General features: G+C 69.0%; 15 protein-coding genes and 2 pseudogenes. 8 read left to right on the top strand and 9 right to left on the bottom strand.

Annotation, left to right across the window (positions count from 1 at the left end; all coding sequences use genetic code 11):
• From E2E34_RS21165 to E2E34_RS21150, 4 genes are all read right to left on the bottom strand, one after another.
• Positions 1-785: ATP-binding protein (locus tag E2E34_RS21165; protein ID WP_138903499.1), on the bottom strand; the 785-nt coding region annotated here is incomplete at its 3' end.
• Positions 782-1,246 carry an ATP-binding protein gene (locus E2E34_RS21160; RefSeq protein WP_138903498.1) on the bottom strand — a complete coding sequence of 155 codons (465 nt, stop codon included), beginning with the start codon at positions 1,244-1,246 and terminating at the stop codon, positions 782-784. The genes E2E34_RS21165 and E2E34_RS21160, both read right to left, overlap by 4 nt.
• Positions 1,230-1,637 (bottom strand): STAS domain-containing protein, encoded by a 408-nt coding sequence (locus E2E34_RS21155; RefSeq protein ID WP_138903497.1) that lies wholly within the window; start codon positions 1,635-1,637, stop codon positions 1,230-1,232. The genes E2E34_RS21160 and E2E34_RS21155 overlap by 17 nt, the downstream gene beginning before the upstream one ends.
• Complete coding sequence (locus E2E34_RS21150) at positions 1,634-2,506, bottom strand: STAS domain-containing protein (RefSeq protein ID WP_138903502.1); 873 nt, start codon at positions 2,504-2,506, stop codon at positions 1,634-1,636. Before E2E34_RS21150 ends, E2E34_RS21155 begins: the two co-directional genes overlap by 4 nt.
• Before the next feature lie 455 nt (positions 2,507-2,961).
• On the opposite strand from E2E34_RS21150, the gene E2E34_RS21145 reads away from it, so the two are divergent.
• Positions 2,962-3,255, top strand: a complete 294-nt coding sequence (locus E2E34_RS21145; protein WP_138903496.1) for a hypothetical protein — start codon at positions 2,962-2,964, stop codon at positions 3,253-3,255.
• Between the two features lie 169 nt (positions 3,256-3,424).
• On the opposite strand, the gene E2E34_RS21140 is transcribed toward E2E34_RS21145, so the two are convergent.
• Positions 3,425-4,612 carry a PP2C family protein-serine/threonine phosphatase gene (locus tag E2E34_RS21140; protein ID WP_138903495.1) on the bottom strand — a complete coding sequence of 396 codons (1,188 nt, stop codon included), beginning with the start codon at positions 4,610-4,612 and terminating at the stop codon, positions 3,425-3,427.
• A gap of 310 nt (positions 4,613-4,922) precedes the next feature.
• Here E2E34_RS21140 and E2E34_RS21135 point away from each other — a divergent pair, with 310 nt between their 5' ends.
• The 4 genes from E2E34_RS21135 to E2E34_RS21120 all read left to right on the top strand — a co-directional run bounded on the left by E2E34_RS21135 (position 4,923) and on the right by E2E34_RS21120 (position 8,199).
• Entirely contained in the window at positions 4,923-5,093 is a 171-nt protein-coding gene (locus E2E34_RS21135) for a CsbD family protein (RefSeq protein WP_425573415.1), read from the top strand.
• 252 nt (positions 5,094-5,345) lie between these two features.
• Entirely contained in the window at positions 5,346-5,741 is a 396-nt protein-coding gene (locus tag E2E34_RS21130; protein ID WP_244315947.1) for a DUF2267 domain-containing protein, read from the top strand.
• Between the two features lie 362 nt (positions 5,742-6,103).
• Positions 6,104-7,687 (top strand): GAF domain-containing protein, encoded by a 1,584-nt coding sequence (locus E2E34_RS21125; protein WP_138903493.1) that lies wholly within the window; start codon positions 6,104-6,106, stop codon positions 7,685-7,687.
• Positions 7,654-8,199, top strand: a complete 546-nt coding sequence (locus tag E2E34_RS21120) for a PP2C family protein-serine/threonine phosphatase (protein ID WP_167518339.1) — start codon at positions 7,654-7,656, stop codon at positions 8,197-8,199. Before E2E34_RS21125 ends, E2E34_RS21120 begins: the two co-directional genes overlap by 34 nt.
• A 151-nt stretch (positions 8,200-8,350) precedes the next feature.
• Here E2E34_RS21120 and E2E34_RS21115 read toward each other — a convergent pair whose 3' ends face one another.
• Complete coding sequence (locus tag E2E34_RS21115; protein WP_138903491.1) at positions 8,351-9,307, bottom strand: SMP-30/gluconolactonase/LRE family protein; 957 nt, start codon at positions 9,305-9,307, stop codon at positions 8,351-8,353.
• Positions 9,308-9,417: 110 nt separating this feature from the next.
• On the opposite strand from E2E34_RS21115, the pseudogene E2E34_RS21110 reads away from it, so the two are divergent.
• Positions 9,418-9,858 (top strand): annotated as a pseudogene (locus E2E34_RS21110) (Lrp/AsnC family transcriptional regulator); the annotation flags it as partial.
• A 31-nt stretch (positions 9,859-9,889) separates the two neighbouring features.
• On the opposite strand, the pseudogene E2E34_RS36595 reads toward E2E34_RS21110, so the two are convergent.
• Positions 9,890-9,982: pseudogene (locus tag E2E34_RS36595) on the bottom strand (IS5/IS1182 family transposase); the annotation flags it as partial.
• Positions 9,983-10,204: 222 nt separating this feature from the next.
• Positions 10,205-10,600 carry a VOC family protein gene (locus tag E2E34_RS21105; RefSeq protein WP_138903489.1) on the bottom strand — a complete coding sequence of 132 codons (396 nt, stop codon included), beginning with the start codon at positions 10,598-10,600 and terminating at the stop codon, positions 10,205-10,207.
• A gap of 339 nt (positions 10,601-10,939) precedes the next feature.
• On the opposite strand from E2E34_RS21105, the gene E2E34_RS21100 reads away from it, so the two are divergent.
• A complete protein-coding gene (locus tag E2E34_RS21100; RefSeq protein WP_244315945.1) occupies positions 10,940-11,866 on the top strand; it encodes a DMT family transporter in 927 nt (308 codons plus the stop codon).
• Here E2E34_RS21100 and E2E34_RS21095 read toward each other — a convergent pair.
• Entirely contained in the window at positions 11,863-13,263 is a 1,401-nt protein-coding gene (locus E2E34_RS21095; RefSeq protein ID WP_138903488.1) for an STM4012 family radical SAM protein, read from the bottom strand. The genes E2E34_RS21100 and E2E34_RS21095 overlap by 4 nt on opposite strands.
• Positions 13,264-13,492: 229 nt before the next feature.
• Between E2E34_RS21095 and E2E34_RS21090 the strand changes: the two genes are divergently transcribed.
• Positions 13,493-14,378: DUF1152 domain-containing protein (locus E2E34_RS21090; protein WP_138903487.1), on the top strand; the 886-nt coding region annotated here is incomplete at its 3' end.

Here is a 14,378-nt window from a genome sequence, read left to right as displayed (position 1 = left end):
ATGCCGGGCTGGCCGGTCAGGTGGTGGTCCACGCCCCGAGGGGAGAGGGCCAGTGCGCGGATGTTCCCGACCGAGCAGTAGTCGGCGTGGTCGTGGTGCAGGCGCAGCAGTGCGACGGCCGCTCCGCGGGTGTGCCGCAGCTCCTGGTGCAGTGCCTGGAGCAGGTCTGGCAGGGGCCGGTTCGCCTGCCGATGAAAGGCATGCAGGGCGGCTTGCGCGGCTTCGGCGGCACTGGGTCCGTGCCCGAGCCCGTCGATGACGATGGCGGTGCGCATGCGGTGGTCTTCGGCGATGGCGCCTGCGTCCCCGCAGTTGGTCTCGCCGTCGGCCGGAAGACAGATGAGCCCGGCGTCCTGGCCGGCGGGCCGGGGCTGCCGGGACAGGGCGAACCGGGCGCAGATCAGGGTTGCGACGTGCGCTTGGGTGCGGACCATCAGCTCGGCCGCGATGCCGCATGCCGTTCCCAAGCCGGCGCCCAGGGGGCCGGGCGTGGCGGGGCCGTCGGCCAGGCAGCGCTGGAGTGGTGCCGTGCCCGGGCCGTGGTCTGCCGCGAGGATCTCCGGGCCGGACCCCGTCGGCAGCGGCTGGATGTAGTGCGCGCCGTCCTTGGCGTGCTGGGCGAGATGGCCGGCGAGTTCCGAGGCGAGGGCCGCTGCCTGGTCCGCGACGGAGCCGGGCAGACCGGCCTGCAGGGCGTGCGCCCGGGAGGTGGCCGCCGCGAGCTGGACGGCCCGGTGGTGGTCGCTGGGCACCAGAGTGGTCGGTGACGTGAGCGGCTGGGTCACTGGGGCAACCAGCGTGTGGCGATCACGGTCGTGCCGGCGCCGGGTGCGGTGCGTACCTCGAACTCGTCCATCAGACGCCGTGCACCGCCCAGCCCGTGGCCGAGTCCTGCCCCGGTGGTGAAGCCGTCGACGAAGGCCTGGTCGAGGTCGGGGATGCCGGGGCCGTCGTCCCGAATGGTCAGGCGCAACCCTTTCTCACCGTGGCGCGTCGGGTACTCGATCGTGAGGACCCCTCCCCCACCGTGGATGTAGGCGTTGCGGGCCAGTTCGCTGGCGGCGGTCACCACCCGGGTCTGGTCCACGATGCCGAACCCGACCGTGAGGGTCGCGGTGCGCAGCGCGTGGCGGACAGACAGCAGATCCTCTTCCGTGGCGAGTACCACGTGGTCGGCGGCGGCCCCTGCCGGGGCAGCTCCTGTGCGGTTGTCCGCAGTGGGTGCGGTGTCAGGCGGTTGAGTCACGGTGGGCCCCTTCCGGGGGCTGCGGACTTTGGTGCCAGCCCAGGGCGGCCATGCCTTGTTCTGCGTTCAGGGCGGTCTTCACACCGACGAGCTCGATGCCCAGTTCGACCAGCGTGATGGCGACGGGCGTCCGCATGCCGGCGACGATCACCCGCGCTCCCAGGAGTCTGGCCATCGTGGTCAGCTCCATCAGGGTGCGGGCGACGAAGGAGTCGATGATCTCCAAGCGGGAGATGTCGATCAGTACGCCGCGTGCGCTGTCGGCCACGATGCGCTCGGTGAGCTCGTCGGTGAAGGCCAGGGCGGCTTTGTCGTCGAGCTCGTTGAGCAGCCCGGTGATCAGGACGTCGCCCAGGCGCAGGATGGGAACACCGCTGGAGCGGCTGCTCATCGAGTGGTGACCGTGTGGGGCTGGACCGGGGGTCCGGCGGTGAGTTTGATGGCCTCGGTCAGTGCGTCGGACAGGGTCGCCCGCGTCATGATGGTCGACAGGTCGATGCCCAGCTGAACGATGGTCTGCGCGATCGGCGGCCTGATGCCGCTGATGATGCAGTCAGCCCCCATCAGCCGCACCGCGTTGACCGTCTGCATCAGATGCTGGGCCACCGCCGTGTCCACCGTCGGCACCCCGGTGATGTCGATGATGGCGACCGTCGCCTCCTGGTCCTGGATCGCCTGGAGTAGGTTCTCCATCACCACCTGCGTCCGCCCGGTGTCCAGCGTCCGGATCAGCGGCACGCCGAGAACGCGGTGCCACAGCCGGACCACCGGGGTCGACACCTCCAGCAGCTGCCTGCTCTGCCGGCGGATGATCTCCTCGCGCCCCTCGACATACGTTTCGAAGGAGAGCGCCCCGGCGACGTCGAGCAGCCTGTTGATCAACAGCGCCGCCGCGAACAGCTCGTTTCCCTCTTGTGTGTCCTGCTGCACGGCCTGGAGGAGTGCCTCCTTCAACGCCAGCACGGCCAGTGAGGTGTGCGTCGGGGAAGCGCCCTGGCGGGCCCTGCGCAGCGAGAACTCGGTGACCGCACGGTTGAGTTCGGCGTGCGCGTCCACGATATGGTCGACCGGCAGGCCGCTGTCCAGGCCGGTCAGCAGCGCGGCAACCAGAGTGTCCGCTTCCTCACGCAGTTCGCTCTCGCTCACACCGGTATCGAGGGCGGCCTGCTGCATCTGCAGCTGTACCCACCGGTCGGCTATCGCCTCAGCCCGGCCCCGCACGGCGCCCGCTACGGCTTTGCGGGCGGCCTCCTCATTCATACTGCTGCCCACCAGGGTCCTCCCACGAAGAATGTTGCTGCACGGCAAATATAAGCATGCGGCAACCGAAGTGGGAAGCGGGAAGCGCCCCGCCAGGCACGGCGTACCCGTACGGCCGCCGGAATCTTCACTCACGAGCAGCAGGCCGCCCCAGCCGCACCCCCTGGACCGTCAGCCCCACGTGGGCCGCACGGGCCCAGCGGTCCGGTCGTGTCACGGGGCAGGGGCACACGCGGCCCCCTAGCTCTCCACACAAGAAGGTGAAGAGGTGCAGATCTTCAGAACGGGGCTATCCGGTGTGTCGGTCACGGCTGTTGATCAGCCGTCAGGCACGGGTGGCGAGAGGCCACCCGCACGAGGGGGCCACCTTCATGAAGCTGACCAGGACCATTTGCGTCAAGCGCCACGACGCCTTCTGACAGAACGCACTGAAGGCCCAGTCCGGCGCCGAGAAGATGATCGGCCGGCTGCAGGGCCGCTGGGTCAAGACACCCGCGGACGAGACCAGTACGCGCGACATCTGTGACAAGCAGGCCTTACTGGCCGCCATGGACAACGACAAGTCCGAACGTCAGGGCATGACGAAGGGCAAGGCCACCACGGTCGACGGGCAGGAAGCCATCGTCCTGAGGAAGAGGGACGGCGACCAGACGCTGACGATGTACGTCGCCACCAAGGGCAAGCCCTACATCCTGAAGGCGACGGCCACGGGCGGCGAAAACCCCAGCACCATGAACTTCACCGACTAAAACAAGACCGTCAAGGCCACTCCCCCGCCCGCCGGCAAGGTCGTCGACCCCGAGAAGCTCGCCGCGAAGCAAGCATGACCGTACAGCGACACAGCCCGCCGGCCGAAGTGCCTTTTCCGCCCCTTGGGGCAGGAGAAGGCACTCGCGCCTGTCAGCAGCCCCTGAAGGCTCAGTTCGAGGGGGTGCCGCGGCCGAACCAGTCCAGGCACAGCACCATGGCGTCGTCATCGGCGTCGGCGTCACGGTAGGAGGACAGCTCCTGCAGAACGGCCCTGGGCACCGCGGCGGCGGGCAGGAGACCGGCACCCTGGATGGCGCGTGCCAGCGCACGCTCGCCGTACGCCTCCCCCGCTGTGGAGACGGCCGCGTAGACACCGTCGCTCACGAAGATCAGGCGGTCGCCGGGCAGCGCGCGGAAGTCCTGGGCCACGTAGGCGGTCTCGTCGAACATTCCCAGGGGAAGCTGGGCCTCGAAGTCGACGCGCTCCACCCGCCTGTCGCGCTGACGCCACAGCTGGGGCGAGCCGGCATCCACGAGGCGCCCGCGGCCGGTGGCCAGCTCCAAGGACAACAGCAGGGTCGAGACGTACTCCGCTCCGCGGTGCTGGGCATAGACGGCCTGATCGGCCAGTGCCGCTTGGTCCGCGATGTCGATCCCAGCCCGGCGCGCGTTGCGCAGGGCGTTGACCGCCAGATTGGTCAGCAGGGAAGCCTGGATCCCCTCACCCATGCCATTCGTGACCATGAGAGTGAGCGTTTCGGCCGAGGTGGACCAGTCGAAGTTGTCGCCGAAGATGGCGTAGGCGGGCTCCAGCTGCGCCCCGATCGCGTACTCCTCGCGCCGGCACGCCCGCGCCGGCAGGAGCTGCCACTGCATCTCCGCCGCCAGGGTGAGCCTGCTGGCGCGGCGCGCCTGCAGATACAGGTCGGTGTCGCGCGAGGCCACGACGATCTCGTGCCCCAGAACCTCAGCGAGTTCGGTGAGCTCCTCAATCGTGTCGTCCGTGGATCTGTGCGGCGGCAGACGTACGGACAGGATCCCGAGCCGGTCCCCGCGGACCGTCACCGGCAGGTGCACGTCCACGCTCCCGTCCTGGGCCACGTACTGCTCGTGCGGTGCCTGACTGCCGAAAGCACGCCCCTCAGGCGTGGAACTCAACGGCAGCGGCTCCGCCGTATGAGGCAGGGCGGTGACCGGCTGCAGCACGGTAAGGGCATAGTCGGCCATCAGCAGATTGACCTCGCTGGCCTCGTAGTGCTCGGCCAGTGCGGCGCGCACCCTGCCGAGGAGGTCGTGAGGCGCGGCAGTGCGCACAGCGCGCCCTACCGCCAGAAAGTTAGTCACGGTCCCGGTCATTTCATTGGGTAAACATCATTTTGCCAGATATGGGGCATGTCAGACGGGTGGATGCCGGAGTCGCGTCACCCCACCTTGATCCACACTATTGCCGCATGGATACCATTGCCATAGGGCAATTGTCTACTCTACGGACCCTACGCCGCACTGCCATCGGCAGCCTCTGGGGACTGCGGCGGACCCGGCCCCAGTTCGTCTTCGGATCTCCGCATCGGGCGTGCGTCAGCCGGCCGGGTGATGTGCGTTTGCCCGCCCCGGCAGCGGTCAGATGTAGGGCGTCCACTCGCCGGAACGGAAGGACGTGAGTGCTGTGGCCGACGAGAAGGCCGAGGCCAAGGTCGAGCAGGCCAAGGGCAAGGCGAAGGAAGTCGCCGGCCGAGCGGTCGGCGACGAGGAGATGGAAGCCGAGGGCCGCGCCGAGCAGGCCAAGGGCGACGCACGCCAGGCGAAAGAGAAGATCAAGGACGTCTTCAAGCACTGAGTTCGACCCGCACGTCTCATCAGGGCCCGGCAACCTCCCCTGCCGGGCCCTGACGCGTGTCCGCAGCCCTGGCCGCAGCACGGGCAGGGAGTAGCGAGCGGCTTGAGGGCAGAGGGGGTACAGCCCGAGCAGGTGCCGACCGGTACCCCGGAAGAGTGATTCTCCTGGCCCGCATCGGCGTTACGTGGCTGGGGCGGCCGGTCGCGGGCAAGCGCGCCACAGAAGAACCGCACGTCGAGAGGGAGGCCTGCTGTGGGAATCGCATGGGACGACTACCTCGTCCAGGTACAGGACCGCGGCCAGTACACCACCAGGCGAGAAGCCGAACGGGCCACCCGTGCGGTCATGACCGCCCTGGGAGCCCACTTGGTGGGTGCCGAGCGCAGGGAACTCAGTGACCAGCTTCCCGTGCAGTTCCAGGCACTGCTCCTCGATCCGCTGCCGGCCACCACGCCGCTCAGCCCGCCGGACTTCGTCGAAGCTGTCGCCCTGCTGAGCGGAGATGTCACGCCCCAGACGGCCCGCTGGGACGCCAGCGCAGTCCTCAGCACTCTTGCCGATCTCACCGACCCCGAGCTGCTGCGACGCATCCTCATTCAGCTGCCGCCCGGCTACGCGCCGCTCTTCGGCCGCACAGAGCCGGCCTGACGGCAAGGCCGGCCAGGTGGACCGGCGCCGGAGCCGGGCTTCGCCCACACCGCAGCAGTCCGCACCCGCCCTCCGGCACGATCCGTCGAGCACCTGCGTATCGCAGCAGTCCGGCGCGGATGCCTAAGCACCGTCGGGCTGACGCATGGAGTGGGGGCGCATCCAGCCTTCAGGTTCCGCTGCCGCGCCACAACCCGCTGGACCAGGGCCGCCGAGTACCACGAGTGGTAACGACTGGGCGTGCCTGTTTCCGCATCCTGGCAGGATCGGCGACACTTGTCATGAGGCAAAAGTTGCTCAGAGTGGACACTACGGACAACACATTCGCTGGCCTGCCGGCGCAGGAACGGTAGGGATGCACTGTGACCGCGACTGGCGGCGGATCGCTCGACGTATCGGACGGACGGCGGCCCGCTGATCTGCCCGCAGGGATCTTGCCCGAGGTCTTCGAATGCTTGCCGGACGCCGTCACGGTGTCTGCTGCCGTACGCGATGACGGCGGGCGTGCGGTGGACATGCGGCTGGAGTACATGAACGCAGCCGCCCGGGCCGGGCAGCCCGGCCAGGCGGCGCCCATCGGCGGATTGTGCAGCGCACTGTGGCCGCAGATGGTCGAGAACGGTTCCTTCGCCGCTTGCATGCGGGTCTTGGACACCGGTGAGCCGGCGCAGGGAGCATTCACCTGGACACAGGCGAGCGCGTATCGGGCGGCGGACTACGAGTACCAGGCCGTGCGGGTAGGGCCGGATCACCTGTTGTGGGTGCTGCGCGACAATGGCGAGCGGGTGCTGAGAGCCGAGCTGCTGGCCGAGGTGACCACGGCGCTGGCCGCTGCCACCACCATCACGGCTGTCATGACGATTCTCACCGCGCGCATCATGCCCGCCGTCGGAGCCATGGTCGGCGCCGCTGTCCTGAGCGAGCCCGGCAGTGACTGTTACACGGTGTGGCACCTCCATGACGCGGATCAGGCTGTCGAGGCTCCAGCTCCGTTCAGCGTCGATGCGCCGTACCCCATGGCTTACACAGCACGAACCGGGCAAGCCTTGTTCTTCGCCGATCCGGCTGAGCGGGCGCACGCCTTCCCCGAAGCCGCTCACTTCTTCACCGAGCGATTCCAGTCGACGGCAGTACTGCCCATGCGTGTGGAGGAACGTCTCTTCGGCGCGGTCAGCCTTCATTTCTCCGTGCACCACGCTTTCGCCGAGTCCGAGCGCGGCTTCCTGAGCGCGCTGGTCGGGCAGTGCGCTCAGGCCATCGACCGTGCCCGGCTGCTGCGCGAGTCCGCTGACAAGCAGGCCCAGATCCAGGCTCTGTCCGACGTCAGCCGTGTTCTGGCCACTTCCCTGGACCCGGAGACCACCTTCGCCAACATCGCTGCCACTGTGGTGCCGCGACTGGCCGACGGATGCCTCATCCACCTCCTCGACGAAGCCGGTCAGCCTGCCCTGGCCGCCCTGGCCCACCAGGATCCCGCCCAGGAACAAGCCCTGCGCGTACTGCTGCGCGACTACCCTCCGCGGCTCGACGCCGAAGGCGGGATCGGAGCTGTGGTGCGCACCGGCCGGCACGAGCTGGTCACCGATGTCGCCCGTACTCTGGACGGCCTGGCACGCAGCCCGGAACATAGGCCACCCCCGCCCAGACAGTGTTCACCGAGCGTGACATTCCTTTCGCCCAAGAGCTCGCTCACCGCGCCGCACAGGCGGTCGACAACGCACAGCGCTTCGCAGAACAGAGCAAGGTCGCCATCGCTCTGCAGAGATGCCTCATGCCGGCCAGCCTGCCGGAGGTGCCTGGCGTGGAGCTCGCCGCCTGCTACCACCCCGGCGCCCGGGGCAGCCTGGTCGGCGGCGACTTCTACGACATCTTCCCAACCGGCGCCCGCAGCTGGACCCTTGCCATCGGTGATGTGTGCGGCAAAGGCCCTGAAGCGGCCGCGCTGACCGGCCTGGTACGCCACACGGCACGGGCTGCCGGACGCCTGGAGACCGACCCGAGCAGCGTCCTGAAAGCCGTCAACGGCGCTATCATCGCGGACCGGCCGGCTCACCGCTTCTGCACAGTGGCCTACGCCTGCCTCGACCTCACCGACACATCCACCCGCCTCCGCCTCACCCTCGGCGGACACCCGCACCCCCTGCTTCGCCGCGCAGACGGCACCATCACCGCCCTGGGCACGCCCGGAACCCTCCTCGGTGTCCTGGACGACCCCAAGCTGCACACCACAGAACACGAGCTGCACCCCGGAGACCTGCTTCTTCTCTACACCGACGGCGTCACCGAACGGCGGCTGGACGCCGCGATGCTGGGAGAGGACGGCATCCGGCGCTCACTGGCGCGTACCCGCGACGCGGCGGTCACGGTCACGGTCGCCGCCCTGGAGAAGGACGTCGTCGAGTACGCCCCCACGGCCCCGAATGACGACTTCGCGATACTCGCCCTTCGCATCACATGACGTCACCCCATCACCAACCCACGAGTCCGGTTCGAAGGGGTCTCTCGAACCGGTCAGCGGCCGGCACCACCAGCAACGCCCCGTCAGGCACGTTTCTTTGACGCCCGTCCGTCCGCCTCCGCCCGCCCGTCTCCGTCCGTCGGCCGGATCCTCAGCGCGCCGGACCCAGCCAGGGCCTGCGCCCAGGTCCTGTCGGGTGTGTCCCCGTGACACCCATGACCAGTGAGTAGAGACTGGTCTCCGCCGCGATGAACAGACGGTTGCGCTTGGCGGAGCCCCAGGAGATGTTGGCCACCGTCTCCGGCACGTTCAACCGCCCGATCAGTGTGCCGTCAGGGTCGTAGCAGTGCACGCCGTCCGCCATCGCGGCGGCCCAGAGCCGGCCGTCCGCATCGAAGCGAAGGTTGTCGAAGCGGGCCGCCGTACGGGCTCCGGCCGCCGCGAAGACACTGCCGTCCGACAGCGTGCCGTCGTCCCGTACGTCGAAGACCCGGATGAACCCCGCCCCGGTGTCGGAGACGTACAACTGCCGTTCGTCGGGCGAGAAGACGAGGCCGTTCGGCGCGCCGAAGCCGTCGGCGGCCAGGGTGACCCGGCCGGTGGCCGGGTCGATTCGGTAGACGTTGTTGGAGCCGATCTCGCTCTGCGCCCGGTAGCCCTCGTAGTCGCTGGTGATCCCGAAGTCCGGGTCGGAGAACCAGATCGAACCGTCGGACTTCACCGTCGCGTCGTTCGGGCTGTTCAGGCGCTTCCCCTGCCAGCGGTCAGCCAGCACAGTGATGGTGCCGTCGTGCTCGGTACGCGTCACCCGGCGGTTGCCCTGTTCGCAGGTGACGAGTCGCCCCTCGAGGTCCAGGGTGTTGCCGTTCGTGTGCCCGGCGGAGTGACGGAAGACGCTGACGGAGCCCGTCTCCTCCTCCCAGCGCAGCATCCGGTCGTTGGGTATGTCGCTCCAGATCAGCTGCCGCCAGGCGGGCAGGTAGACCGGCCCTTCGGCCCAGCGGCAGCCGGTGTACAGGACCTCGAGGCCCTCGTCGCCGTTCATGCACCGTCCGGTACGGAACCGGTCGTCAAAGCTTTCGTACAGCACGGGGCGCTCACCGGGCATCGGATGTCCTTCCGTCCAACAGATGGCGAGTAAGGAGAATCAGGTTCGTCTCATGGGCGAGATTGCAGGATGAAGTACGGTCATTACAAGGCTATTTCGAACGGAGAGTTGTGGATCACATCGATCGCATTCTGCTGACGCAGCTTCAGCAGGACGCCACCCAGTCCTATGCCGCGCTCGGCCGGGCCGCCGGCCTGTCCGCCGGTGCCGCCCACGAGCGGGTCAGGAAGCTGCGGGAAAGGGGCGTCATCCGGCGCACGATGGCCGAGGTGGACCCAGCGGCGGTGGGATGCGGCGTCCTGGCCTACGTGATGGTCGAGTCGACGTCGTGGATGGGAGACTCGGCGGAACGCTTCGCCGCCCTCCCCGAGATCACGGAGGCGCACGTCATCGCGGGCAGCGCGTCGGTGCTGGTGAAGGTGAGAACCGCGACCACCGGGCAGCTCCAGGACGTACTGCGCAGGATCTACGCGATCGACGGCGTCAGCGGGACGCAGGCGACGGTCGTCCTGGAAACCTTCTTCGAGCGCCCGGTCTCGGCACGCCCCGCCGATCAGCAGGACGCCGCCCCGCAGAGCGCCGACTCAGCGGGCGCACGCCTCGGCGGCCCCGCCGAAGACGGTGGCCGATCTGGTCCGAAGGCTGCGGAATGACTGCGCGGGTCAGTCGGCGGCGATCGCCGCGTACACCTCCTGGACCAAGCCCCGGACCCCTCTGCCCGCACAGCAGCACTGACCGACGAAGTCGGCACGCTGCACCACGTGTTGTAGGAGGGTGCGACGGTAATGAGGCCCCGCGAAAGCCAACCGGCCTCGCACGTACGCAGGGAACGGGTCGGCCAGGGCGACCGGGCGGTCGTGCGGCATGCAGAAGAGGAGACCCGACAGGGCCCTGGCGTTACCGGCGCGTGGCCAGCACGTCCAGGTAGTGCTGGTTCTGCATGATGCCCAGGACGTTCCCGAAGGGGTCGGTCACGGCGGCGGTGACGAACCCCGGTCCGCGCACCGTGAGCGGCTGGTACTCCTTTGCCCCCATGGACAGCAGCTCTTCGAGAGCCGCGCTCACATCGTCGACGTGCCAGTACACGACAGCACCGCCCGGCCCGCTCGCCGAGCCGTCAGGCGCGTAGCGGCTGTCGATCAACCCCAGCTCGTGCTGGTAGTCGCCAAGGCGAAACTCGGCGTACCCCGGTCGCTCGAAGTACGGATCTGCGCCAAGCAGCTCGGTGTACCACGTCTTCGCCGCCGCCAGATCATCGGCCCAGAAACTGACGGTGGTGAGCCCTCGCAACATGGATGCCCCCTTGTCTGCCGCCGCGGACACTGCATCCCGGCGAATGCTGTAACTGTAGACATCAACTAGGCCAGAACCCGTCCTCCTTGGCAGGGCACATCACGCAGGACTCCGGGCGGCCCGCCCGCCGTTGCTGACGCACGCGAACCGCGGCCCCACGGACCGTGCTTCGCTGAGCCGGCCGAAACCACCGATCGGAGGATCGGCCAGCACTTGGTGTGGAGGCACGGAAAGACCGACAGGACAGGCCCTCCTCTCATCGTTTCACCCAGTAGGGCTGCTGGCTTCGCTCCCGATACGTTCGCCCTGTCCGGGAAACGGGTCGAGGGGGGCATCGTCGTGGGAGCAGTGGCGTCCGTACTGGCGGCAGCTGTGCTGTGGGGGACGGTGGGCCCTGCTCAGCTCTGGGCCGACACCGGTGTGCATCCTGTGTCGCTCGGGGCCTTACGCATGCTGCTGGGCGGGCTGGTGCTCAGCCTGCTGACGGTGCGGCCGGAGGGTCTGCGCTCGCTGAGGCGGCCCGGTGTGGGGCGGTGGCTCGGTTTGAGTGTGCTGGTCACGGCGCTGTTCCAGGTCTGCTTCCTGCAGGCGGTCGAGCGCAGCGGGGCGGCCCTGGCGACGGCCGTCGCGTTCGGGACCGTGCCGGTGGTCAGCGGGATCTGTGCCCGGGTGCTCTCCTGCGAGCGGCCGAGCCGCCCCTGGTGGTGGGGGACGGCCTGCGCCGTGGTCGGGATCGGGTTGCTGCTGCTTCCCGGCAGCGGGGCGCACGCGGATCTGCCAGGTGTGTTCTTCGGTGTGGTGGCCGGGGCGAGCTTCGGCGTCTACATCGCCGTGACGAAGGAGTTGGGCGCGCGGGGCGCGGCTCTCGGTACCGCGGCCCCGGTGAGCGTGTTGTGCGCCGGGCTGTTGGTCTCGCCGTACCTGTTGGTGGCTCCGGAAGGTCTGGCCGGCGCACGCTCGGTCGCTCTGATCGGCTGGCTGGGGCTGGCGACGACCGCCCTCGGCTATCTGCTGTTCACTCGGGGGGTCGGCGGACTCAGCGCCGCCACGACGGGGACACTGAGCCTGACCGAGCCGCTGGTCGCGACGGTGCTCGGGGTGGCGGTCCTCGGCGAGCGGCCGGGGCCGCCCGCCGCGGCCGGCGCGGCGCTCCTGCTGCTGGGGCTCGTCGTCGTGTCCGTCCCGGAGCGGCATCGGAGCGGGCCCCCGCCGCGACCCCGGCCCGCGCCCGAGGCCGAGGCCGAGCCGGCGCCCCGTCGGGTCTAGCGGTCCTGGTAGGTGCTCATGTTGGTACGTACGCGGTCGGAGAAGAACATGGGCCCGACGGCGTCGGCCCACGCCATACCTTCCAGGGTGAGCGCGAGGGCTCCGTCCTTCTCCCGGAGCCAGTTCCGCTCCAGCAGAGTGCCGAGCTGGGGGCCGAAGTCGTCCTCGAAGCGCGTGGCGAACCGCTGCTCGTAGTCGGCGGTGGGCAGACCGGTGGATTCGAGCAGGTGCTGGAGTATGTACATCCGGCGCCGCTCCCCGGCGTCCATGGCGTATGCCCACTGGGCCCGCCGGAACTGGTCGGTCGGGGTGGCGATGTAGTCGTCGATGATGCGCCGTACCTCCGGCACCGCGACGGCGTAGTCGGTGGTGTAGTGCAGGTCGGTGGTGAACGAACGGGCGCCGACGCCCAGTCCCACCATGCCGGCTTGCTGGTTGTACTCGCTGATGCTGCTGCCGTCGGTGTCTTCCACGGCGCGGGTGCCGACGCGCCGGAAGACCCGCATCGAGGTCTGCTCGTATCCGGCGGACAGGAGGTGGTCGCGGCCGTAGCGGTACAGCCGCAGCCGCTGGTCGTTCCACTCCTGGAGGGTCTTGGCGTGGCGGGAGCTCAGGCCGGTGAGCGGGCGGACGTACAGCGGGTAGAGGTAGATCTCCTCCGGCTGCCAGGCGAGGGCCGCGTCCAACGAAACCTTGAAGGTGCGTTCGGTCTGACCGTCGATGCCGTATATGAGGTCGATGTTGAGGATGGGGAAGTCCGCCTCCTTGAGGTGGGCGAGCGCGGCCTCGACCTCCTCGCGCTTCTGCGGGCGGACGGCGGCGCGGGCCTCCTCGTCGATGAAACTCTGCACGCCGATGCTCAGCCTGGTCGCTCCGCGCTGGGCGAGTACGGCGATCCGGTCCGCGGTCGCTGTTGCGGGCGAGGTCTCCACCGACCAGGACGCGGCCTTGAGGTCCGCCCCCATGATGTGTTCGCTGATGTCGCACAGGCGGGTCAGCTCGTCCGCCGTGAGATAGGTCGGGGTGCCGCCGCCGAACGCGGCGAGCCGGAACCGGATCGGCTCCCCCTTGGCCTCCAACGCCTCACGGGTGACGCGGGCCTGCCGCTCCAGGGTGCCGATGAAGTATCGGGTGACCTCCTCGGGGGCGCCGGTACGGGTGAACAGGTTGCAGAACCCGCAGCGCATCTCGCAGAACGGGATGTGCACGTAGAGCGAGAGGGCGTCGAGACGCTCCCGGGACCACAGCTCGCTGAGCAGCGGGCCGTTCTCCAGGAGGCGGTACGCCTTCTGGTGCGGGTAGGCGTACACGTACTGCTCGTACGGCGTTTCCGGCTCAGAGCCGGTTAACGCGTCATGGGGCACGCTGGGTGTGGGGAGCAGAACAGGCGGCGTCATAGCGGAAGCTGACTTTCCTTCAGGTCGACACGTTCACTGTTTGTGACAACGTGTCACCTTAGGGTCATGTCGCTCCAATATCTGTTGTGCAATGCGCATAAAACTGGTTTAGCCGTGTAGAGATTCATATGCACTTTCTGCGGAGTGCTGGATTCCGTCCCTGTTCGAGCCGGTTCGTGCGAGTGGCCGGGGTCGCGGGCGCGGGGATCACTGCGGTATCGGTGTCGCCATGAAGAGACTTCTCATCGCCGCCGGCGGTGGCGGTGACCCGATCACCGCGGCCCTGGTGCACGCCGCACTGCACGGCCCGGACACCCCCGCGCTGATACTGACCTATGCGTGGGAGCGCCTGGTCGTGGATCCCGTGCCCGGGCCCCGCCGTGTCACCGACTTCACGGGCACGGAGCGGGCTGCGCCGGGTCTCGCCCTGGTCACTCCGACGACGGCGCCGATCGCCCCGGCCGGCTCACTGCTGCCGCGGCTCTCCGGTGAACTGAGGCCGCGGCTCGGGCTCTTGGACCCGTACGGCGGCACGCTCGGCCTGGCCCGCCAGATCGCCGCGGCCGCCCGTTGGTGCGGAACCGACCGGATCGACCTTGTGGACGTGGGCGGCGACATCGCGGCCCGCGGCGACGAGCCGACGCTACGCAGCCCGCTGGGCGACGCCCTCGCCGTCGCCGCCTGCGCGGCCACAGGCATTCCCACCACCGTGTACATCGCCGGGCCGGGTCTCGACAACGAGGTACCCCTGCCCGTCCTGCTGCCCAGGATCGGCGAGCCGGCGTTCACCCTGGGCGCCATGCGGACGGAGACGGTGAACGGGATCTTCGACTGGCACCCTTCCGAGGCCGGCGCTCTCCTGGTCGCTGCCGCCCGCGGCATACGCGGAGTCTGCGGCACCCGGGACGCCCCCCGCCCCCTGCTCCTGGACGAGTCGGCCGCCAACGTCCACCGGCTGACGCTGGAACGGGTCCTCGAACTCAACCCGCTCGCCCGCGCACTCGCGGGCTGCTCCGACCTGGACGAAGCCGAAACCGTGTCCCGCACGGTGTGCGGCTTCTCGGAGATCGAACGGGAACGTCACCGCGCGGCGTACGCTGCCACCCTGCCCCCAC

It is taken from the genome of Streptomyces albidochromogenes (genome assembly GCF_005981925.1).
Taxonomy (GTDB): Bacteria; Actinomycetota; Actinomycetes; order Streptomycetales; family Streptomycetaceae; genus Streptomyces; species Streptomyces albidochromogenes.
The sequence above is the reverse complement of the archived record's forward strand: the minus strand, read 5'-3'. Positions and strand labels throughout refer to the sequence as shown.